18 protein-coding genes are annotated in these 22,351 nt (G+C 47.1%); 5 read left to right on the top strand and 13 right to left on the bottom strand.

The window, feature by feature from the left end; translation table 11 throughout:
* Positions 1-25 precede the first annotated feature (25 nt).
* The 3 genes from NSQ57_RS11040 to NSQ57_RS11030 are packed head-to-tail and all read left to right on the top strand — an operon-like array spanning position 26 to position 3,141.
* Positions 26-1,027, top strand: a complete 1,002-nt coding sequence (locus NSQ57_RS11040; protein ID WP_342426020.1) for a permease — start codon at positions 26-28, stop codon at positions 1,025-1,027.
* 8 nt (positions 1,028-1,035) lie between these two features.
* The gene (locus NSQ57_RS11035) at positions 1,036-2,013 is read left to right on the top strand and encodes a TIGR03943 family protein (protein ID WP_342426019.1); all 978 of its coding nucleotides are present in this window, start codon (positions 1,036-1,038) and stop codon (positions 2,011-2,013) included.
* 18 nt (positions 2,014-2,031) lie between these two features.
* Complete coding sequence (locus NSQ57_RS11030) at positions 2,032-3,141, top strand: CobW family GTP-binding protein (RefSeq protein ID WP_049817075.1); 1,110 nt, start codon at positions 2,032-2,034, stop codon at positions 3,139-3,141.
* Positions 3,142-3,251: 110 nt separating this feature from the next.
* Here NSQ57_RS11030 and NSQ57_RS11025 read toward each other — a convergent pair whose 3' ends face one another.
* The 13 genes from NSQ57_RS11025 to NSQ57_RS10965 form a co-directional block, all read right to left on the bottom strand.
* Positions 3,252-3,497 carry a type B 50S ribosomal protein L31 gene (locus NSQ57_RS11025; protein WP_013310118.1) on the bottom strand — a complete coding sequence of 82 codons (246 nt, stop codon included), beginning with the start codon at positions 3,495-3,497 and terminating at the stop codon, positions 3,252-3,254.
* A 17-nt stretch (positions 3,498-3,514) separates the two neighbouring features.
* Positions 3,515-3,802: a hypothetical protein gene (locus NSQ57_RS11020; RefSeq protein ID WP_340885230.1), complete on the bottom strand. Its 288-nt coding sequence runs from the start codon at positions 3,800-3,802 to the stop codon at positions 3,515-3,517.
* Between the two features lie 204 nt (positions 3,803-4,006).
* A complete protein-coding gene (rpmG, locus tag NSQ57_RS11015) occupies positions 4,007-4,156 on the bottom strand; it encodes a 50S ribosomal protein L33 (RefSeq protein WP_013310116.1) in 150 nt (49 codons plus the stop codon).
* A gap of 68 nt (positions 4,157-4,224) precedes the next feature.
* On the bottom strand, positions 4,225-4,794 hold the full coding sequence (locus tag NSQ57_RS11010) for a hypothetical protein (RefSeq protein ID WP_029519154.1): 570 nt from the start codon (positions 4,792-4,794) through the stop codon (positions 4,225-4,227).
* 80 nt (positions 4,795-4,874) lie between these two features.
* Positions 4,875-6,257, bottom strand: a complete 1,383-nt coding sequence (locus NSQ57_RS11005) for an MFS transporter (protein WP_342426018.1) — start codon at positions 6,255-6,257, stop codon at positions 4,875-4,877.
* Positions 6,258-6,350: 93 nt separating this feature from the next.
* Entirely contained in the window at positions 6,351-6,818 is a 468-nt protein-coding gene (locus tag NSQ57_RS11000) for a MarR family transcriptional regulator (RefSeq protein ID WP_029519152.1), read from the bottom strand.
* A gap of 230 nt (positions 6,819-7,048) precedes the next feature.
* A complete protein-coding gene (locus NSQ57_RS10995; RefSeq protein WP_342426017.1) occupies positions 7,049-10,066 on the bottom strand; it encodes a hypothetical protein in 3,018 nt (1,005 codons plus the stop codon).
* On the bottom strand, positions 10,063-11,328 hold the full coding sequence (locus NSQ57_RS10990) for a hypothetical protein (protein WP_029519150.1): 1,266 nt from the start codon (positions 11,326-11,328) through the stop codon (positions 10,063-10,065). Before NSQ57_RS10990 ends, NSQ57_RS10995 begins: the two co-directional genes overlap by 4 nt.
* A gap of 16 nt (positions 11,329-11,344) precedes the next feature.
* Entirely contained in the window at positions 11,345-11,998 is a 654-nt protein-coding gene (locus NSQ57_RS10985; RefSeq protein ID WP_029519149.1) for a hypothetical protein, read from the bottom strand.
* 18 nt (positions 11,999-12,016) lie between these two features.
* Positions 12,017-13,306, bottom strand: a complete 1,290-nt coding sequence (locus NSQ57_RS10980; RefSeq protein ID WP_029519148.1) for a vWA domain-containing protein — start codon at positions 13,304-13,306, stop codon at positions 12,017-12,019.
* A gap of 46 nt (positions 13,307-13,352) precedes the next feature.
* Positions 13,353-15,719, bottom strand: a complete 2,367-nt coding sequence (locus NSQ57_RS10975) for a transcription initiation factor TFIID (RefSeq protein WP_342426016.1) — start codon at positions 15,717-15,719, stop codon at positions 13,353-13,355.
* A 3-nt stretch (positions 15,720-15,722) separates the two neighbouring features.
* Positions 15,723-19,112, bottom strand: coding sequence for a tubulin-like doman-containing protein (locus tag NSQ57_RS10970; protein WP_342426015.1), 3,390 nt, complete (start codon positions 19,110-19,112; stop codon positions 15,723-15,725).
* A gap of 24 nt (positions 19,113-19,136) precedes the next feature.
* Complete coding sequence (locus NSQ57_RS10965) at positions 19,137-20,939, bottom strand: vWA domain-containing protein (protein WP_342426014.1); 1,803 nt, start codon at positions 20,937-20,939, stop codon at positions 19,137-19,139.
* A gap of 300 nt (positions 20,940-21,239) precedes the next feature.
* Between NSQ57_RS10965 and NSQ57_RS10960 the strand changes: the two genes are divergently transcribed.
* Positions 21,240-21,392, top strand: a complete 153-nt coding sequence (locus tag NSQ57_RS10960; RefSeq protein WP_165147246.1) for a hypothetical protein — start codon at positions 21,240-21,242, stop codon at positions 21,390-21,392.
* Positions 21,385-22,302 (top strand): hypothetical protein, encoded by a 918-nt coding sequence (locus NSQ57_RS10955; RefSeq protein WP_342426013.1) that lies wholly within the window; start codon positions 21,385-21,387, stop codon positions 22,300-22,302. Before NSQ57_RS10960 ends, NSQ57_RS10955 begins: the two co-directional genes overlap by 8 nt.
* The last annotated feature ends 49 nt before the right edge of the window (positions 22,303-22,351 follow it).

The following is a 22,351-nucleotide window of genomic DNA, read 5'->3' as shown; positions in this document are numbered from 1 at the left end:
ACCCTTATTCCCAAGGAGACGTGGAATGAAAAACAGTACGCTGTTGAAGATGCTGCCTTTTATGATTCCGTTTGCCTTTCTCATCCCTGTGCTTGTCACGCTATCTCCCCAGTGGCTTCGTTTGTTAGATATGGGGCAGCTGCAGCCATTAAAAACGGTATTTATGGGTATTTTTCTGGAAGCTGTTCCGTTTCTCCTGATCGGTGTGCTCGTCTCATCCCTTTTGCAGTGGCTTGTACCGGAGACATGGATTCGCAAAATAGCGCCTGCACATCCTGTACCGGGTGTCCTGCTGGCCTCCTTACTAGGTATACTGTTTCCCATCTGTGAATGCGGCATGATCCCTGTCGTTCGCCAATTAATGCTCAAGGGAATGCCTGCCTATATGGGTATCACTTTTATTTTAAGCGGGCCCATTATCAATCCCGTGGTACTGGCTGCGACGATGATGGCTTTCCCTTCCCATCCCGAGGTCACTGCCGTTCGAACGGGTTTGGCTTTTACCGTTTCCGCGATCATCGGACTGATCGTGTATGCCTTTGTGCGAGTACATCCGCTCAAACGGTCGTTACTCTCTTTTAACCAGCAAAAGCAGAACAATCAGACTCATCGGCATAATCGCACATGGCGGGGATTTTTTGTACATGCTGGGGACGAGTTTTTGGACATGAGTAAATATCTCATTATCGGCGCATTATTGACAGCCTGCATCCAAACCTTCATCCCACGTAATGAGATGCTTTCGTTAAGTGAAGGAACGGTCGGATCGTACGCCTTTATGATGGGTTTTGCCTACATACTGTCGCTGTGTTCCACCTCTGATGCCTTTGTAGCCACTGCTTTTTCACATACCTTTACACTGGGTCCACTGGCGGCCTTTCTTGTACTTGGTCCGATGCTAGATTTCAAAGGCACGCTCATGCTACTAAGCACCTTCCGCACCAAATTTGTCGCCATCCTGGCCTTGCTCATTGTTTCACTTGTTCTAGTGGGTTCTATAGCTGCTGAATGGTTATTGGGGAGGTGAATACAAACGTGAATTCAACCTTTAGCATCCGCTGGCAATATGGCATTCGCTCCTTGCTCATGATCGGATTGGCTGTATACATCATCTCATTAAGCCGCACGAATGCACTTCATTACTACCTAGCTCCCCATATGCAAAAGCTACTCCTACTCTGTCCTGTACCCCTCTTGTTCATCGCATTGGCGATGGCATGGCACGGAATCGTTGGGGGGCGGGACGGTGAGGATGTATGTGATTGTGAGCACCCGTTGCCGCAAAGCTGGTTCAAAAAAACACTCGTATATGGAATGCTGCTCATTCCGCTCCTATTCGGTTCTTTGCTGCCCAATCAGGCACTTGGTAGTGATATGGCCGCCAAAAAAGGCATGTCCTTCACGTATCCCAACCCGGACATCCGACGGAAAACAGATACACAGACCACGAAAGCATCCACCTCCTCCCTTTTATCAACTGCATCTTCTGTCCCCACTTCGCCCCCTCCAGAGGGGAAATGGAGTCAGGAAACGCTGGATAAGCTGTTCGTTCCGCCTGATAAGTACAATGCGGAATTCGCCGAACTGGCGAAACGCCTGTATCAGCAACCTATCATACAGATCAAGCCAGAGATTTTTTCCGAAACTATTGGAGCCATTGAATTATATAAACAAGCTTTTGAAGGAAAAAAAGTACAGGTGACTGGCTTTGTGTATAAAGACGACAATCTGCCGGGTAAAGGGCTTTTTGCAGTAGGAAGATTCCTCGTCATGTGCTGTACTGCCGATGCCATGCCCTTCGGGATCATCGTCCAATCCCAGAAAGCCCCGTCCTTTGACAAGGATACCTGGGTGACCATTGAAGGAACACTGCATACCGCACAAAAGGGAAACGCTCCCGTACTTGAAATTCGATCCGAAAAAATAACCGCTGTCGAGCAGCCAGAATCCCCTTATGTCTATACCCAAGCAGACTCGGTAGCTACCTTTGATCGCTTGAACACAACACACTAACCCCGCCAAGGAGGAAAAATGATGAACAAAGTTCCTGTTATTTTAATCAGTGGTTTTCTTGGAAGCGGCAAAACAACACTGCTTTTGCGCCTGTTAGCCCATACCCGCCAAATTCCCCTTCGTGCTGTTGTTTTAATGAACGAAATGGGTGAATATAATGTAGACAGCGCTATAATTTCAGAGGAAATGCCTGACGTAACAGTAGAAGGATTGCTAGAAGGCTGCATTTGTTGCAGCAAAAGAAATGAACTGGCAGGGGCTTTGCATACCCTGCTCAGCCAGGAGCCAGATCTGATCTTCATGGAGACCACCGGGGTAGCCAACCCCGAACAAGTACTGGAGGAGCTTCGCTCCCCTCTACTGGCAGATCAGCTTTATCTGGTTCACAGCATCAGTGTTGTGGATGCTGAGCTGTTCCATGAATACAATAGCCGTTTTACGGCTGATAAAGAACTGGTTCGCACCCTGCACGGACAACTGCGCACCGCAGACTTCATTGTGGTGAACAAGACGGATGCAGCAAGCAGCCGTGAAGTGACGAAGGTCGTCAAAAGCATCCGCAAGCTCAACGATACGGCCAAGCTGCAAACTACTGAATATAGCCGGGTTGACCTTGAACCACTGCTAGAGCCTGTTCTGGCCTCCACATCCGTTGCCGCGAAACCTGTACAGACACCTCAACCAGCACCTGCACAGGTCCAGCCCACTGATGCAGATGCACTGTCTGTCCCCATTCCCGTCAAAAGTTCCGGACGACCCAGTATTACCTCTATAAGTACGCCGTTCAAAGTTATTTCTGCACACAGTCATAGCCACAGCCACGATCCCAACCAGACCCACTCGTTTTCCCATTTGGAGAGCTTAACGCTGCATCAATATTCTCCTCAGCCACTCGAAAAACAACGATTGGAGCGCTTTCTGACCGGGCTAGGCTCCTCTCTGCTTCGAGCGAAAGGTTATTGCGTGCTTCCTCAGGAAGGGACAATGCTTTTGCAATTTTCAGGAAATCACTTGGAGTGGCAGCCGACTGCACTTCCCGTGAGTCAGGGATATGTCACGCTCATTGGGGAGCAACTCGACAAAGCATCCATTACCGACCAATGGGAACAGTGCTTCATTTCGCTATAAATAACAGGTCTAAATTAAGACAAAAAAACCTCCTGCAGATGCAGGAGGTTTTTAAAAAGCGATATTCACGGATTATGAGCATAATCCATGAACACAACGCTCGACTGTTCTTACTTAAGGTTATATTTTTTGTTAAAGCGATCCACACGACCACCGATATCCACGTTTCTTTGTTTACCAGTGAAGAACGGGTGGGAAGCGGAGCTAGTATCTACACGGATAACTGGGTATGTGTTACCATCTTCCCATTCCATCGTTTCTTGCGAATATTTAGTAGAAGCACTCAGGAAAGTAAATCCACAGCTAGGGTCCAAAAAGATAACTTTGTTCAATGTTGGATGAATATCTTTTTTCATTAGTTTCACCTAATCTTTCATGTAGTTTTAGTTTCAAACTCAAACGTACTGGCGCAATACTCCATCAGTTGGCAAAAGGAACGGTTATGTCCCAGAAAAAAAGACGACAGATCATAACGGTTGCGCTCAAGCTCGTAAACGACAAGCAAACGATGCCGCATATATCGCATCGCCCATTGCACGAACGCTCCGGATCTTTCGTCAGCCTTCATCGTTATATAAGCATATAGTGAATGGTCCTCCGGCTCGTCCCAAATGCTGACACCAGCACAGGAGAAGTCGGTAGCCACGTGCTTTCGATTCAAAAGGCAAAGCGTGCCATGTAGCTCAGCATCTATCATTCAGCCGTAAAAAAAAGCCGTTCTCTTAGATGCAAGCTTTAACTTTAGACGCTCTGTCCACTGGACTAATTCAAGTTTTCGCCGGTTCCATAACGCAGGCTTTTGCAAACTTAACAGGCTTCGCTCAGGAAGCAGGATAATTCAGGTTGCTATACAGCAGGCCTCAAATTATCTAGTTTCACGATGGATCGTGTACTTTTTCAGACGCGGAGAGTATTTTTTCATTTCAAGACGGTCCGGATGATTTCTTTTGTTCTTAGTTGTTGTATAGTTGCGGTCACCGGATTCGGTGCATGCCAAGGTAACAATTACGCGCATTTCTCTTCCTCCTTAATTGGAATACATGGTATACAATTACAATAGTAATTTTTACGATTAGTTTTATTCTATAATTCATGCTCCGCTTTGTCAACCTTAGAGTCACGGTTTATCGCTTCTTCTACCGTGTTCCAGCGATTACGGTACTGTGCAAGCTTCGGATGAAGTTGTAGTGGTTCGCTCGAAAGCACCAATCTGACATTTCTAATCCATTCTCCAAACGATGCATAGGAAGCGCACAAATTTGCCATTTCAGGACTCATGTACAAAAAAAGTGGGGTCGTATACTTTTCCGCCAAAAAACGAATAGCTGCTTCAATCGGCGTATACTTTTTACGCTTACCTTCCCAGCTCTCAATGACAACAGCACTCAAAGCCTGCTCCCGCTGCCACTCTCCCAGCTCGTCCACCCGCTTGTAATACGAACGTACCGGCTGCTTCCACATTCTTCTGACGGTTTCTTCATGCAGCGGATACAGCACCAGCTTTGTAAAAGATAATGCAGCCCCCGTTTCGGCAAAAAGCTCCAGCTCTCTGGCTGTAATCTGCTCGAACGTATCATAGTAGACCATGGTCCCTTTATGCGTCTCGATCGGAGGCTCATAACCATAGGGTACATATTGAAGGTTTCTTGTCATGCCGGACACTCCGTCCTTCCATAGATGAACTTTTCCTTCTATATTATACCCTTGTTTTGGCATGAGGTTACATCAAATGTTTATCCTTGTTCAACAGCAGGCGTATTACCGCGTGGACCCCTTCGGAATTGCAACGCATAAAGTCCCATCGTCACAAGCGCAATCAGTGCAAGCACCGTAAAAATATTGCTAAAGTTGAACACCTGCACATTAGATACGACAGGATTCAGATGAAAGGACGACGAACTATCTAGCGTTTTGCCCAAGATACTTGTCGTAATCGCTCCGGCAATGAAATTCAGCAGAGATAGCAGCCCCATTCCAACACCAATCTGGTCTTTCGACAAGGTACGAGAAATCGTGTTGGACATGGCAATTTGCATGAAGGTCTGACCTACGTTTCCGAAAATAAGCAAAAACAAAATCAGATACGGAGACGCACCCACAAACGTAGACAAGCTGATAAAACAAATAAACAAAAGCGATACAGCTGTATAGACGAGAAACGAATTTCCTTTGCTATCCGCCAAACGCCCCCCTCTTTTACCCAATAGAGCCGAAGCAATAGCAGCCGGAAACATAACCAGTCCAATTATTGCGGGCGTAAGCTGATTGAGACTGTTCAGAAACTGCGGTGCCAAGTACGGCAATCCAAAGCTAATCCCCGTCCCTAAAAAAGCGATAAGGAGCCCGTATGAATATTGTTTGTTACGGAACAGCTTCGGCTGGATGAATGGGTCATGTGCAGTGTTAATGCGCCATATAAACAGTGCAAACAGCACCATACCGACCAGAAAAAACATCATATTGGTTTGCGAAATCGAAAGTAATAAGAAGGCTACTGTTCCACCCAGCAATAATCCACCAAGAAAATCGAACTTCTGATCCTCTCCACGCTGATCGTCCAAATATTTACGAAAGAACGGCAATGCGATCAGTGGCAGCATGGAAATGACGAACAAAAAACGCCAGCTTGCAAAGCCTGTGATCAAACCGGAAATAATCGGAGCCAGTGCAGTACCTAACGCCAAGCCGATTGCTGTGACGCCCAAAGCACGTCCTCTTTTTTCAGCCGAGAAATAACGGACTGGGACGATCATAGCAGTGGCCGGAATAACAGCAGCCCCTGCAGCCTGAAGCAAACGAGCTACAATGAGCATCCAAAATTGATTGGCCAACAGTCCAATAAGCGAACCCAGTGCAAAAAAGATAATCCCAAACGTCAGCAAATCCTTAAGACGATATTTATCTGCCAATTTGCCGTAGGTCACCGAGCCAACCGCATACACGATCATATAGCCAGTCAGCAACCAACTTACATCGGAAGCACTAATATGAAACTCCTCTCGAATCACAGGCATAACGACATTAAACATAAAAGCGTTCATCACTGAAAAAACAAGTGAGAAAGCTAGCACACGCATAAGCTTATCCGCATTCGGATAAGTTTGTTCATTTATCATTTGGTTGTCTCCCTCTCCTGTAAACCTCTTATCTAAGATCGTAATTCACTGCTTTTGAATACCCCTATCCGGGTAAAATCTCTATATATTCGCTCATGCACGGGCGTCCGCAGGGTGGTAGTCGCGGAGAATTTTTTTAAGCAGGCCGCGCAGCGTCTCCGATTCTCCGACAGATAACGTTTCCCCTACCGAGCTTTTAATTGCCTCAATAGTACGTTCAGCTACCTTGTGAATCTTCAAGCCTTCCTCAGTCAAATAGATTTGCTTCATGCGTGCATCTTCCGGGTGACTTTTGCGTACTGCCCAGTTTTTCTTAACGATCCCGTTAACCAGGCTAGTAACGCTTGATTTATCAATAAGCAATAGCTTTTCCAAATCCGTATTGGTGACTCCAGGCGACATCGCCAGTATATAGAGCGTCTGCGATTGTGGGGAGGTGAGCCCCAAAGGGCGCAGTGCTATTTCAATTTCGCGCCTGACGGTAGTGAAAATCCATTTAATTAAATACATCGTGCTCTCTTCCTCCCAAGGAAGACAAACGGGATACACCTCGCTTCCCATCTCACTACGAACCTCCATATCTATCTAATTTTAATAGTTTGAATTCCAACTAATTTTAATCAGCTGTCTACTTAGTGTCAATACTTTCGTAACATGATGCTTTATTAGATAGGGTTAATTTTGAATTACAAATTCATCCTTTATGGAAATATAGGCACAATAAAAGACGAGTCCTTTGAAGGAAACCCGTCTTTTACTTCATTCATCATTCATTTCTGTTTTATAGTTGCTTAGTCCGCAGTTTTCACTTGAACTAGCGGATATTCTTCTCCATCAACGGTAACCGTGCTAGCATCATTCAGTTCCAACCGCTGCCAAAGGGTCAATAGCGTACGATAAGGATACTTCTTCAGATCATACTCCGATGGTGTGTCAGTGTCTGTGTCTGTATTTGCTCCATTGCCACTACCCTCAGTAGTAATCTCCGAAGTCAAGCCTCCGTCCGTGTTGCCAGTCACTGCTCGAGATTGATCACCACTTTTTCCACTGGATGTACCCCCACGAGCTGTGGAACCATTGTCCGTGGATTGTCCATCTGCTGTCGTGCTTTTTGTAGTGGCGCTCCCAGTGTTTACATCACCGGATGGATCATTGTTCGCCTTACTGGCTGCTTCCTTGTCGTTCTGTTCAGCAAGTGTAAAATTTTCGTATAAGTGCTCCTGCTGATCCGCACCGACAATGACGAGCTTCTTCGGCTTAAATTCTGCCTGCTCTGTCGATGTCTGAAACGCAAACAACAGCTTGACCATTTTCGTAGTGGACTTGGTATTAGGCACATGTGTCACTATCGCCGTAGGCTCCTTTTTTACGGGCACTGTAGGCTCTACAGGCTGTTGTTGTACAGGCTTCGGAGTGGCAACAGGCGCAGGTGTGTCAGCAGATCCGATCACCCCGGTTGCTTTCAGGCCGCCTAGCGTACCTGCAATGACAATCAGCACGATCCCGGAAATCACCCCACCTTTACGGAAACGACGAAGCGTTTTGACCAGAGGCGTGTCCGTCTCACGCTTTGCTGCCAAATAGAAATTTTTAAAGGCAGGCTTCGCAGGTTCAAAATATTGACGCCACAGCGTTTTTTTATGCAGTCCCTCTCGTCCTTCCTTTTGGAAGAATAGAAGTAGCGCACGTCTGTAGGATGGTTCAAAACCGCCGCGTGGAGTAGCAAACTCAGGGTGTTCCTCCGACCATCGGATAAAGCGGTACATCGTATCGTTATCCTTTGCCCATTTGCGAATCGAACTGACCAGGCGAGCGAAATCCAATATTCCATCTCCCGGCCCGTCAGAACGATAAAAGGCAGGCAACAGACGGGCAAAATGGCCTTCCGCAAGCTGCTGGGGCAGCCAGCTGTAAGCCCAATCCTGTACCTTTTCTACTTCGCCGGGCTCCAGACCGTCCAGCACCGACGGTTCCGGGTCCTCCGTGTTAAACCAATCATAAGCCGCAACTAATCGCACAGCTTGTCCCTTAAGAGGAGCAGGCAGCTTTCCAACCCACTGCACCAAATCAGGCCGTGTGAAAAAAGGAATCTGTACGACCTGATCGGGTGATATTTCCTTTAGCTCTACTTCGGTAAGTAAATACCGATCCGACGCTTCCTGCAAGCGTTCTGTCAATCCAGATTGCTCCAGCGGGGACAGTTTGCCTACGGCAGAGTTGCTGTCCCATTGACGCAAGCGTTGGTGAATGGCAGCCACAGCCTCTACTGGTTTTCTTTCCGCACGCAGTCGGCCCATCAGTGCAGATTCTGCCAAAAGCTGAAAATCGGCATTCGCCGACACTTCGATATACCTACTGCCCCATTCGTGCACAACAGCCAGCAGCCCCTTGGCATCCGGTGTTCTTTTCATCTGACTGTCCATGTAGGGAATGAACAGCATTTTTGTCAGTGCCGGATTACCCAACACTTTCGTAAAATATGCCTTGCCTAATGATGGATTCTCTTCAATTGTATGATAAATATACGTGACTGCTTCCGTATTTCTGGCAGTATAAGCATTGTTTAGCGAACGGATTAAATATTCCACCAACCGATTTTCGCTGCTGCGTGCATGAACTTTATAATAGTCCTTGAAACTATCTACCAGGCCTACATCCGGAATATATCCATCCTTCACCCGATCAAATTCATGATCAAAGAACGACAGAAACAGATCATTCAGCCTCATTTTACGTGGCAGCGCATCGGGTGGCGATAAATAATCAGTCAGGCTTCGTAACACAGTGATTCGTTGTTCGTTGTATAATGCCCGCTCTCCCTGCTCAATTCTGTACAACGTAATTAGCTCATGATAGCTGGATGGCGTCAAATCACGCCCGGCCTCCATACCTGTCAGCATTTGCTCGGCAAATTTGAAGAAATCGTCCGGCGTCTCACCATTCAACAACGTACGGACGATCCAGTCAAAATACGGCTGTCTCACCTGCTCTGCATCCACATTAAGTATTCGACTATGATTAGACAGGTCAAATACAAAGTCCTTTTCTACATTCCGATCACCGGGACGCAAACTAAAAGGCTCAACAAACATCAAGTGAATACCTTTTCTGCTGTTCGGTTCCTGTGCATATGTAAGAAATCCGAGTCTGTTCCGAAATGCATAAGGCAGTGCCGCATACAACACACCCAGCAGCTGCTTGGCTGAAGATCCGACCGCTTCTACAGGAACATTCAGCGCTACGTATACCTTTTTGCGACCCGCTGCGGACATCATGACTGCGTATAAAAGCTGTTTGAACACTTCTTCGCTCAGCTGCAATTGAGCCAGCACTGTAGACGGGTCAACAGCCGGAAATACACTTCCACCTGGTAGGCGCTCCAATTCCGGCAAATCCGTTCCCTGCTCAATATCATAAGTATCAACAAAGGAGGTGTTCAGCCACTGCTTATAGTCAGACGGAGATTCACCATGTCCGGCTGGAATCACATAGTTGTGCGTGAAAAGGGCGCTTCGTAGCCCAGTAAAATCCGCAGCCTTATAAATACTGCGGCCAAGTACTACATCCCCGGACTCCGTCCGTACCAGATGTATGGCTTCCGGATAGACACTTTCCTGTTTCTCGCCGCGCGCCGTCAAAGCAGCAGGCGCATCATATACACATAAGGGATGCAGCACCTTTTTAATAAAAGAAGCATCCAATCCTTTGGAATTAGCCACTGTATCGAAGCCTTCCGTAGAACGGAAAATACCACGCCGTTCCCGTGTGTACATCTGCTGTTGTATCAAATGAGAGGTAGCATAACTCACTGTGATTCTCTCCCCTCAATGTACTTCAACTTATAAAGCAGCCAAATAAATGGCTCATCCACACGGATCGGACTAACCAACCCTTGCAGCTTTTGCTCAACCGGATTGCTACCCAGCGCGGAAACCGCGAAATAGGCCGTATCCGTAAAATATACATCCATCGTGCCCTTGAACGGTTTATCCACCTTTTCGATGAAGCGCCGAACTTCGCCATCAATGTTCGCAAACTCATCCAAATCCATATATTTGCGATGCTCCATCGGATTAAAAATATTGCTGTTCGTCTTGATGTATGTGCCTTCTTCATCTGCCAACGCAGTAAGCATATCACTTTTGGTCAGGACGACAGCGGTCGGAATGTCCGTTTTCCCTTTTTCCTGATAGGCGATAAAATCACCGAACATCGTAAGTACAACGTCACGCGGTTCATCATATTGTGAGACCCACTCACCCGGCTTATCGCCAAGGTTAATCTTAATGCGCTCCCGAATAGAGCGGATTTGTAGTGGATCGACCATAAAGAGAATACCTGCAGAATTCTTAATATGCTGTCCATGCAGTCCCAGATAGTCCTGATCTACCATTCCCTCACCGGCGACATCAAAAAACACTAGCGTCAGTGGCGGCTTTTCCTCATCCTTAAATACGAACTGGAAGATAAAAGGCTCCTGCATCTTTTCTTTTTGTGTCGATGTAAGCAGATCGCCTCTTTCAAATAAGGGTTCCTCATACATAGTGCGGAACTTTCGGCTGATCTCTGCATTGAGTGGCATGCAAGCCGCGTCAAAATGATCGGCCGTAACATGTTGCAGCGTGTGAATCAGGGAGGTCATATAAACAGATTTCCCTGCCTGCGAAGCTCCAATAATCGAAATGATATTGCTAGGCACCTTACCCGCAGTCACGGGCAACTCGTTATGGCAGTGCGGGCACAGTCGGTGACGCGTCAGCTCGCCATAACGGTCGGTCAGTCCTGTCAGTACATGATCAGAATACAATCGATGTTCCTCAGGAACATCAAGGGGATGTAAAATCGCCTCCATATCATGCACACTGTCCAAGCCAAAACGCTCCCGATATTTGTTCAACAGCTCATCTTCACCCAAAGCGTAGTCCTCGTCATCTTCACGGTGATGAGAAGCACGGAATACTACTTCCTCCGGGGAGAATTTACTAAAGCAATAAGGGCACACAATATCATAAAATAACGGCCTTGGCGCTGCCTGTGGCTTTCTTCTGAATAAATTGCTAAGAAAACTCATCGGTTGCGGCCTCCTTTCATTCAGGAACTAATTCATATACCGTGCCATATTTCTGGCCGTCCGTAAAAAACAGCCGCACATATTCATCTCCCCCCACTTCAACAGCGGGTAAAACATTCCGTCCCGCAACAAAAGGTGCTGTGAACGGATACAAGGTTCCATCGTCCCGATCTGCGGGATAGCCCCCACGCTTCTTCACGTAGCAAAGCGCCTCCTGCGGGACAGGAACTTCGGCTGTCACCTGAATTTGGACGGTTTTGCGGCTGCGAAACCAGCCTTTTTTATGGTGAACCGCATATCTGATTTTAGCCCTTCCGGTGCTCAACTCCAGTTGGTTGGCTCCGTCTTGCTGACGGATCACGTAAGTGTCTCCATCCTCCCGAACAGCCGGATACACGGTATACCGCACGCGTCCAATGCCTTCAATTCGGTCACGATAGCTGCCAGCAGCCTTATACTCCTCGCGTGTAAAAAGTTTTAGGCTTGAAAAAGGCGGTAAAACTTCACCTTCATTTTGCCCATTCACACCTGCATCGGCTGATTGTTTCGCAATATATACCACGGCTGCGCCCTCAGGCCACTGCCAGCGTAACACAACCCGGTTGTCATCAATTTTGTGGCTCAGCTCCGAAATAATAGGATCACCGGGCTGTGCTTCCCTATACTGCATAAGTTCCAGCCTCCCGTTCTAAAATCCACTGCTGCGTCGATTGCGCGTCGGGGCTTCCGCTGCCCCTCTCCGGCGTCCTGACGACTCACCCTGACTTCCTCCACCGGAAGATCGGCGAGTATTTTCCGCAATCGGCAGAACAAGCGAAAAGATAGCAATAAGGGCTGCCAGTACGAGCGCTGCCAACAAACGAATCATCAAGTCTCCTATAGGCGATCCAGATAATCCTTTTTCCAAAATAAAGCCAGCGAGCAAGCCTGCCGGGACTCCACCAATGGCGAAGTTCCGTGCAAGAAAACGGTTATCGAACATCAGCCCAAGAGCTAATCCCAATAGAGCGCCGATAATGACCAGAGCCGTTACACGATAAATGGCAAAATACAGACTGTCGGCATATTCACCTGTCCGCTCCGTTACCAGTGTGCGATCACCGATTTTGTTATATATTTTACCGAACGCCTGAGTAAGTCCTTGGGCATTGGCTACATTAGAATAAGTTCCGCCTGTCAGGTTAGCAATATTTTGCAATAAGGCTATACCATCCGACTCTGCCAGTTTCAGCCCAATTGTATTGACCGGAATCTGGCGCGCGATATAAGGAGCCAATGCTGTCTGGGTATCCAACTCGCTAAAGCCATCAGAGAGCATAATAACGAGAGAACCTTTTTCTGCATTGCCTTGGGTTTCAATCTCCTTGATCGTCTCGTCCAAAGCAAGTCTGATCTCCGTACCGCCTGACATTATAGTCTGCATACTATCGATTTTGGAATAAACCGCTTGCTTCTCTGCATCTGTGCGAATGGGAGTAAACGGCTGAACCAACTGTGCAGTAGAATCAAATGAAACAATGGCTACCCGCTTGTCTCCATCCATTTGACCAATCAGACTCTTGGCAGCCGTTAGGCGTTCATTATCAGGATCTGTTTGTTGCATACTTCCGGAATTATCAATCACAAGTACGAGGTCCTGTACGCTCTTGCGCCCTTCAGGGTTAACCTGATAGCCCAACTCCAATAGCAGACCTGCCACGAACAACATCACCAACGTAGCAGGCACCAGTAACTTCCAGGATAACCCGGAGTAGCGCTGCCGCCATGAATGTCCATTTAACTGTGGCGAAATCAGTTCGCCAATCAGACAGCCTAGGCCAATGCACAGGGCCATGATGCCAAAATACAGCCCGATCACGATGATATGCGGCCAGTGCCCTATCAATTTGTGAAGAATAAGCTCTCCCAAGATGAAGCCTACTACAGCGCCCAGCAAGCCGAACAGTAATAGGAGAACGTTAAATTTACGCTGCTTCATAAGAATCGTTGCTTCCTTCCATCATTAAAGTAGGATGAATATGTGGCTACCGCAATTCCGGCAACCGGTCCACGTCGATTCCGTGAAACACGAAACCATTCGCAGTATATGTCTCATAATACGTTTTGCCGTTGCGGTAAACCATCAGATCCTCCAGATGGAAGCCGCCCATCAAATGCAGTTTTTCCACCCCGCTACTGCGGCGCTCATGCACAAAACCCAGTTTGTAAATACGTGAAGTAATGTCCACATCCATCGCATAAGGAAGAAATTCGCCTTCGTAGTCACCAAAGAAGTACTTTTCTTCATACCGATGCTCATGGGTATAGTCGAGCAAACGTACGTTAATTCCGCCATGTTCCTCTAACGTTTGATACAGTTTTCTAAACAGCTCATCCTTCGGAACGACCAGCCGATTTTCATATGCAGCAGCTACATTCGCACGCCGCAATAATTCTTCTTCGAAGGTCTGATTAAACGGCTGTGAACTGAGAATCAAGGTACGACAGGTCTGCGTAAGTCGATCCACCAATGCGGACAGACCCCCGTCCAGCAATCCGGATACAGGCCCCATATGCCGGGTATCAAAGAATATAGATTTTCCCCGCTTGCTTTCCAGCTCACGCATGACATCCTCTGTCACACGCTCGTAATACTCGAACAGGTTTTGACCTGTGTAACTGTCGGCCTGCCGAATACTGTCCGTTGCAGCTTGATGCAGTTCACGCTCCAGGCTGGCAAGCTGTACTGTAATATGCTTCGCTTGTGCATGCCATTTCTCTAGTGCCAGTTCATAGCGGCGAAGTAACTCCAAATCCGCTTGAATCCGCAGCATGTGCAGCTTGTGCCCGTAAACTGTCTCGGTCAGGTAACGGATCAAGCTGCGCACATTATGCTTATCCATGAGTGGTAGTCGTTGAAAAGGCTGGTCCTCCACCCGCCCGTTATACAGGGTATCCAGTTCAGCGGCACTAATCTGCAAGTCATTGGACGTATCCCGAATCAGCCCCCGAACAGCCGTAAGTACATTCCCTGTTTTATTTTCATCCGTCCAGTCTGTCAGCTCGAAAAATCCGATTTCAGGATATTCCTTGGCAGCTGCATTCACAGCCAACTGCAGACCTGATTTCGCCTGAAAATCTCCCAACCGTTTGTGCACAATCCGTTCACAATTATCACGGAAAAAGGCTTCGCAGCCCTGACCAAACAAGGCTTCCTCCGCCTCACGTAATGTCATTCGCTTCAACGAGCCGTAGCTGGCTCCGCTGGTCATCAGTGCACTCATGTCCGTGATCGCTTCATTACCAGGAACTAGATCATTTCGCGTGCGACCGCGCTCAGCAGCATCTAAACCAAAATAATTCAGCTTATCGCGTATGTCCCACTCCTGCTCTGTTCTCATACGCTCTAACAGCTTCACATAAAAGTGATACAGCACCGTAAGTGCGATTGACTGGTTAGGGCGGTTGACTCGGGAAAATCCAGCCGACACATAACCCTGCCGCCCGGATTCCGTCATGATGTTGTTTTTAAACGATGTATTGTTGTATCCCCCATCCTGTGACCGATAGGAATCTCCTGCCTGATAACGGTTTTTAAGAAGCTGAATGTGGCAAATGATGTCACAGCTTTCTCGCAGACTATTTGGCACCGTTACGCCGCGTTCGTTCTTGTCGGACAGCACATAGACGAGATCGAACAACGGCGATGGAGCATGGGATACCGGAATGGTCAATTTGTCCTCGGTCATATGAAGCGGTGCCGTAAACGTATACTCCGGACTCTGGATATAGTCCAGCTCTCGCATGAAAGCAACGGACGTTGCACTACTGTAGCCAAATTGGGCAGTCTGATCGCTTTCATTCACCAACACATACAGATCCATTTGTACCGATTTAAAAGACTGCGCAAAAATATACTCCGCCAACAGCGTAACTTCAGGGATTAATACGTTCATGGGGTCATCCGCTGTCGTCAAGATCGACAAATGGACACGCTCGAACGAAGAATACAACCGACCGTAATCTGCCAGATGTCCACTAGCCCGGCGCAACGCGGTGTTAAGCTCAATTAGCTGCGATTCATGTGTATAAAAGGCTTGGTGTAAGTCACGGCGTATCGTTTGGTGGCCACTTTCCTCCGGTACCGCTATCGTATGAATAATAGCATCCACCGAACGATCTACAGCCGCATGTTCCTCCTGCGAGCGGATCTGAATATACGTTACTCCCGTGCTGTTATCCCACTTGGTCCGGTTGATATCTGCAATGGTGTTCATCACCGGATTCATGCGATCACCGATAAAAAGAAACACGGACGGGAAATGGATGCTGCTGCGTCCATCCCCGCTTCCGATTAATTGGTCCTCTGCGGCTGCATAGTCAGCCGCATAACGTAACAGCTGCTCTCTCATACTTTACTTCAACTTTCTGCGGATGTCGTTTAATTTTCCAGCCATTTGAGCATAGAATGCATAAAGTTCCGCTCCGTTAGCCAGCTCCACCTTTTCATATTCCAATTGATTACGGGCCTCTGTGTAAGTTGCAGCCAGTTCATCCAGCTTTGCCAGCAATGGTGTAATATCCTCAGATGAAGTCAATACAGCATCACGGCGATCCGCCTTGCGCATTAGAGCTGCAAATTTCTTTTCTTCCAAACCACGGAAGTTTGTAAACACTTCAAACTCCACATAATTGCGACTCTTCATGACGTTGGCAAACGGCTCCCAAGCCTCTTCCTCTTCGTCACGATCATAGACATACAAAGCGCCTTTTTTCGTAATCGTGTCCGTATAGAGAGCCTGAATGAACTGATCAAGCCATTTTTCTTCATCCTGATATTTACCCAGCAAAGCTTCCAGTTCAGCGGCTTTCGCTTCAATTTGTGTATATTTCACCAGTTCTTCACGAACCACCTGTGTTAACTCTGGTGAACGGATCAGGTTTTCCTTCGCCATCTCTTCATTGATGCTGCCAAAGATGTCCTTGCTTCCGGCCTGCTCCAGCCCTTCAGCCAGCAGACGTTTCAACTCAGACCATGCTCTTTTCACCTCACCCAAATTCGGCTTGGATTCATGCAAGCGCATATCGTAGCCTGCCAGCATCGCATTCAGATCTAGCTCATGCGAACGGATTACAGTGAAGCGGCTGCTCGTATTCTGATCGACATCCTTTTCTCGAATCACACCAAGTGACTTGGCACGGTCAAAATCATTACGAATGCGTGCATTGTATGCTTGCACACGCGAATTGACGTAAGTTTCGCCCCATGACTTTTCAGGAATCGGCGACGGCAGATTAGTCCAGTTGTTCTGGCCTGTTTGCACCAGATGGCGGCCAATACCTTCGCGGTCAAGAATCGTTTTTTCATAGCTTTCTTCATACACTTTGAGCGGCGTATATACAAACAGAGGAACACCATTACGCGTATTGAGCCAGAAAATCCGGTTACGAACTTCACTTTCTTTAATAGTAAAGTGTGATTTTCCAATTGCATTATTTTGATAATTGCGAACGCCTTTTAGGATATTAGGCGACTGTACAGGTACCGAAACGAATCCCCAAGACGGGAAGTACAAGTTGCCAGAGCTATTGCTCAGATGGAACACAGGTACAGCTTCCTCATCCAGTTTGCTCGCAATGTAGCGCTCCACAAATTTTTCAATGGCTTCATCTTGCCCGTATTTCATGACGAGGAAATCCTCCATGGAACGGGTAATGAGATCACCGAACTTATCAGTCAAGAAATTGGAGATTGAGCTGATGATGTCCATATCCTGATCCTTCACCCATTGATCTGAATTTTCGAGCAATTCTTGGGCAAAATCACGAATCAAATCGTCACCGTTGCGGTTATCCAGCAGTTTGGTCACAACTTCAGAAATATCCGGTACACTTACCAGATTCCAATAGTACGTTTTGTTACCTTTGTGATCGGACTGTTCCTCGCCGTTAATCAGCAGATCGCCATTCTTCTCAAATATTGCGCTCAATGCGTTCAAAATTTCAGTAAATACATTATAAATGCGGCTATTTTCCTTATTCAACAGGTCATACAGGTCTTCATAAAATTCAATGAGCTGCTCTGTACGTTCCACATCAGCACGCAGCCAATATTCATTAATTTTCGCTTCAATGTACGCATTTTTCTTTTTATCCTTGGATACAAACGCGCTCTTGGCATCGCCCAGCTTTTCGTTCGCCTGCTCACGCGCCCATTCAATGTCCGTTGGAATACGGTGCAGTGATTCACGCAACGTCTCCACATATGAAAGCAGCATTTTCAGCAAGCTAAATCCTTTTTCAGTATAAATCATGCGGGATACATAAAACGGTCCTTGCTCAGGATGCAGAAACATACGGCGAATTTGATCCGTAAACTGTCCTGTAATTTCACCAGGAAGCTGCTTCTTCGCTTTGATATACTCTTCGCGAGCACGCGTCAGGAACGTTTGCTCCAGCTCGGTGTCCATATTGACAACTTGCATTTTAACGACATTGCTATAACTTAACCGTTCACTGTTTTCAAAGCCCGGAAGCGGCTCAGGTACACGGGATTCAAAGTTTTTGATCATGCTATCCAGATCCACGCCCAGCTTGCGGGCAAACTTCTCTACATCCTCTTGATTTGGCGATTGCTCGAACATTTTGGACATTTTGCCAAACATTCGATAAGCCAGATATGTCGTCATTTCCTCCATTGGCAGCACCGCCGAGGAAGCCCCGATAATATTGTAATCGTAGTTTGCTGGATACGCCTTATTCATTTGTGCGATGTTGGTACGGATATTGCTGATATAGTCATGAATGGCAAATTCTTCGCCGGATTGTTTTTCCTCACTCGCCATAAAGTTGGTGATGTTTTCGGCGGTGACATTCATGCAGTAATCATAAGCATTTTCCAACAGCTTGCCTTCCGTATTCGTGGCCGAAATGAGATGGCACAGATTAAACGGCGGAAGCGGCGAGTTCACGGTCAAAATATTTCCGTACTGCTGCTTAAAGCGTTCACCACGGCTGTCTACATTCATCCAGTAGTCCAGCTCTTTCAGTGCAGCATAGCCGTTCTTTTTAATATATTCACGTGTATGCTCACTCAGGCTTTTGTTCGCCAAATTAATATCTGGTGTAAACAGATACCCTAATGTATTTACACGGTCTACACCTGCAGAGCCATAATCGCGCTCAATAATTCCTCGGACGATATATGAGATATCGAGGAAAGTACCGCTTCCTGTACCGCCGGACAAACCGGACAGCAGGAACACCATAAGCTTCTTATTAGTGCCCTCAGACAAGGTTTTGATTTTTTTGTCAATGCTTTGAACGACCTGATTAATTTTGGTAAACAGCAGTAATCGTCCTGCCTGACGTACCCCTGCCGCCCCGTTCATACCATCGGTAATGCTCAGCTCTGGAGACAGCCAATCGGTAATGTACGGCTCTAGAATGCTACGGTTTTGCAGCAATCCGCCGATTTCCGCATTGGACAGCAATACAAACTCATTGATGGGGTCCAAACCAATCCCCTTGTATTTTTTGTTGCGGTCTTGTTCATTCGTTTCAAAAGCGAGAAATTCCACATTGTCCGGTTTATCGCTCTTTTTCTTGGAGATCGGATCTGCTGGAAGCTTGAATCTGCGGTTAATTTGATATTTCAAGCGGAGAAGGGCATCAATTCCCGTACCTCCGAGTCCGATAATTAAAATAGGATTATCAATAGTATCCACTCTGATCTTATCGCTTACGATCCCCCCGCCGAGTGATACGTCTAATTGTTGGATATGCTCTCTAACTACTGGTTTCATAGATATGACCTCCTAAGGGTTCGTTTAGCTGTTTACTGAAATAAATTCCAGCAAAATGGTTTTGTCCACACTGGCTAACGGGATGGTCAGACGATCACCGTTTTTGAGTTCAAGACCGTTGCCTGTGTCTACAGCTCGCCCGGATTTTTCAATCGTAATCTCGGAGGTACTGCGCACAATGATACGATCCTGATTGGCTGGTGTGAACACAACCTTGTCGGTTCCAGCAAATTCCGGTGCCAGTTGCAGCAACTGGTGCAGATTAAATTTGCCCCGGAAGGTGTTCAGCTTCTTGTACTGCGGATACGTTTTTTCGCCAGTGTTCTCATCCCGGATTTCCAGTACGATTTGACCGACAAAGCCACGGTTGGCCTTTTTCATAGCCTTCCAGATGAAATATGCGGCAACCAGCAGAACGAGCAGTCCCAGCCCTAAAAGAATGAGTGGCATTAGCTTGGACTTTTCAGCAGGTGTTGTTGGCTGAGTCGTGCCCGTATTTGTACCGCTCGTCGCCCCTGCTTTAGCACTAATGGTTACAGGCTGTGTTTCACGGTAGAAGCTCTTCTCCTCTGCTCTAACGGTTAGTTCGTAGTCATGCTCATCTGGAATCGTATAGGAACCGGTAAAAGAATCCCCTGCGTTGGTTAACGGCACCTCATTCGTTGTACCGGAATCCAGATCCTTGACCTTCAGAACAGCATTCATATTCGCATACAATTCCTGATCCTGAAGATGCTGGCTATTGCTCGTCAGGTAGGAACGAATTTGAACTGCATCGCCTTTTTTGTATGATTTGGCGGGCGGTGCGTCCATTTTCAGCTCCAGATCATAGTTAAATACCAGATTAATATCAATCTGATCCTGCTGGACTCCCTTGACTTGGAGCTTCCAGTCACCAGCCGCAGGCTTGAGCAGTTTAATCAGTGAGTAGCTTTTGGACTTGGACAGCAGCACATCGCTCGAAGGAATCGGCTTGGTGTTGCCCGACGGGTCTAACAGTCTCGCATCCACCGGTTTCGAGGACATGATCGAAATGTTAGCCTCCAGCACACTATCGTTCGGTACGGTTACCGTTACGTCCTGATAGTCGCCGTTTGCCGTAATGGACTGCAAAGGCACCACTTTCAACTTCAAATTGCTGGCGAAAATTTCACTCAAAATGTTCGGCAGGTCATCCGCTGAGCTTGTAATAAAGGACTTGCCGCCCGTTTGCTGCGCTATGTCGGCGAGCTTGTTTTTGTTCAACTTCCCATCTGAATTCAAGCCGATGGTGTAGATCGGAACGCCGCTATTTTTAGCCTCGGCTACAGCCTGTGCCATATCCTGATCGGATTGGCTTTCGGTTCTGCCTGTCGTCTTATTAAAATCGTTGTTACCGTCGGCCAGCATGACGATCATAGGCGCATGTCCAGCTGTTTTACCATCTTGCAAAATGCGGATTGCTTCCTTGACACCCACGGAGGTGTCAGTATACGCCCCCCGGTTCAGTCCGTCAATAAATGTCTTCAGTTCCTGCTTATCCGCTTCGGATGTAATATTAAGCAAGGCTTTCTCACGCTGTACGACATCCGTATACGCTACAATCCCGACCTTATCATTTTGCGTCGACAGCATATCAATGAACATTTTCATAGCTTCATTGCCAATTTTCCCAGGATCACTGGTGTTCATTGAATTACTTACATCGACGACCAGCACCGCATCCACCTTAGAAGCAGAGGGTGAAGCGGCATTCGCCATCTGTGGCTGCCATGCCAAAATCGAGGTCATGATCATTGTACATATGATTCCGATGACCAAAAACCATTTTCTGTCTCTACTAAACATCGCTTGTACCCCTTTGCCGGTTAATTCTCATTCTAAATTACAGTTGTACTCCCCTACTATTAAATTATAATGAGTTTTACATGAGCGCCAGCTGAAAATACTGCCCGAATGGTCTGAATCCAACCCAAAAGCCTGTTATACCGCGAGATTTTACCAATATCCTGCAGTAATGATATAATTATACCCCAACAAGGGCAATCGGGCACCAGCCTTCTCCTTTATACGACAAAAATAACAATAGCGAAACCCGCCCATGTAAAATATTGAAGTAAAAATCCAAGTAGAAAGAGGAAATACACTATGATCTCATACGGATGTCTGGCGATTATGTTTCTTTTTGTCGCCATCAAATCACTAATTTACTATATACATAAAAAACGCGCCCCGTCGATTACACAAATCGACACCGAGCTTCTAGCGCTGCTGAACCGGAGAAGTGAGCACAATGAATAGTTCCAAACAAGCTGTACAATTTCGCCCATTTACCCGCACAGAGTACGCCTTCCAAAAGCTAAGAGTCTGCAAGCGTTGTGGACAATTTACCGCCCTTTGGGAAGAAGAGTGCACATCATGTGGTCGGGATACACTAGTCCCTGTAGAGCAATATGCCAGACTCAGAGCCAAACGTTATTTTCGTAAAGACCTTGCCGTTAGTGTCATATTGCTGGCTGCTACTGTCTTTTTCGGCCACTCGCCGCAGCAAATGCTTCTGTGCGGTATCGTCGGTGCGCTTCTTCTGCTGCCCTTGGTGCTTCTACAGCAGGGTATTTATCCTTATGAACAGCGTAGGCAGCTTATACGTCTGTTCAGAGGTCGTATAGGGCAGATCCAGGAAGGACTAAACGTTAATCATAAAAACGCGGTTGCCCTGCGGCAGCTCAGTGAGCGTGTCTCCTATGAAATGCTGCGTGAGATGGCTGTACTCCTTCACAATGATCGGATAAGGCTCCAGCAGGTCGCTCTGCTGCAATCTTTTGTTCTCCGCAAAGACATGGAATTAACGCTCGATCCTCTCCTGATCAAGAGCTTTGAGCCGCTTATGGTCAGATATATCGGAGAGATTGCCAGACTCAATCGTGAGCTGATCAAGGACCGGACATTCCGATACGTAGTCTTTTATGAGCGCCGTATTCTGGAATTGGCAGGGGGCGAAGATATTCTCGTCCGCGTAGCCAGTGCAGCTGTCCGTAAAAAGCGCTACGTAGTCACCCATGCCGCTTTCATTTCCAGATATGTGCGCAAACTGCCAAAGGAACGAGTTCAGCGTTTATATCATATCATTCAAGAGAATCCGTTAGAACCCTTTGGAGATTTGGCCGATGAAGTAAAGATCATGTACCTGATGGAGCAATATAAAAGCTAAGCTGCCATAATGCCCTTCTTTATATGACGTCATCCCGATCACAAATCAC

This window comes from Paenibacillus sp. FSL L8-0502, from assembly GCF_038593055.1.
Lineage (GTDB): Bacteria > Bacillota > Bacilli > Paenibacillales > Paenibacillaceae > Paenibacillus > Paenibacillus polymyxa_D.
This window is presented reverse-complemented; position numbering and strand designations above follow the sequence as displayed.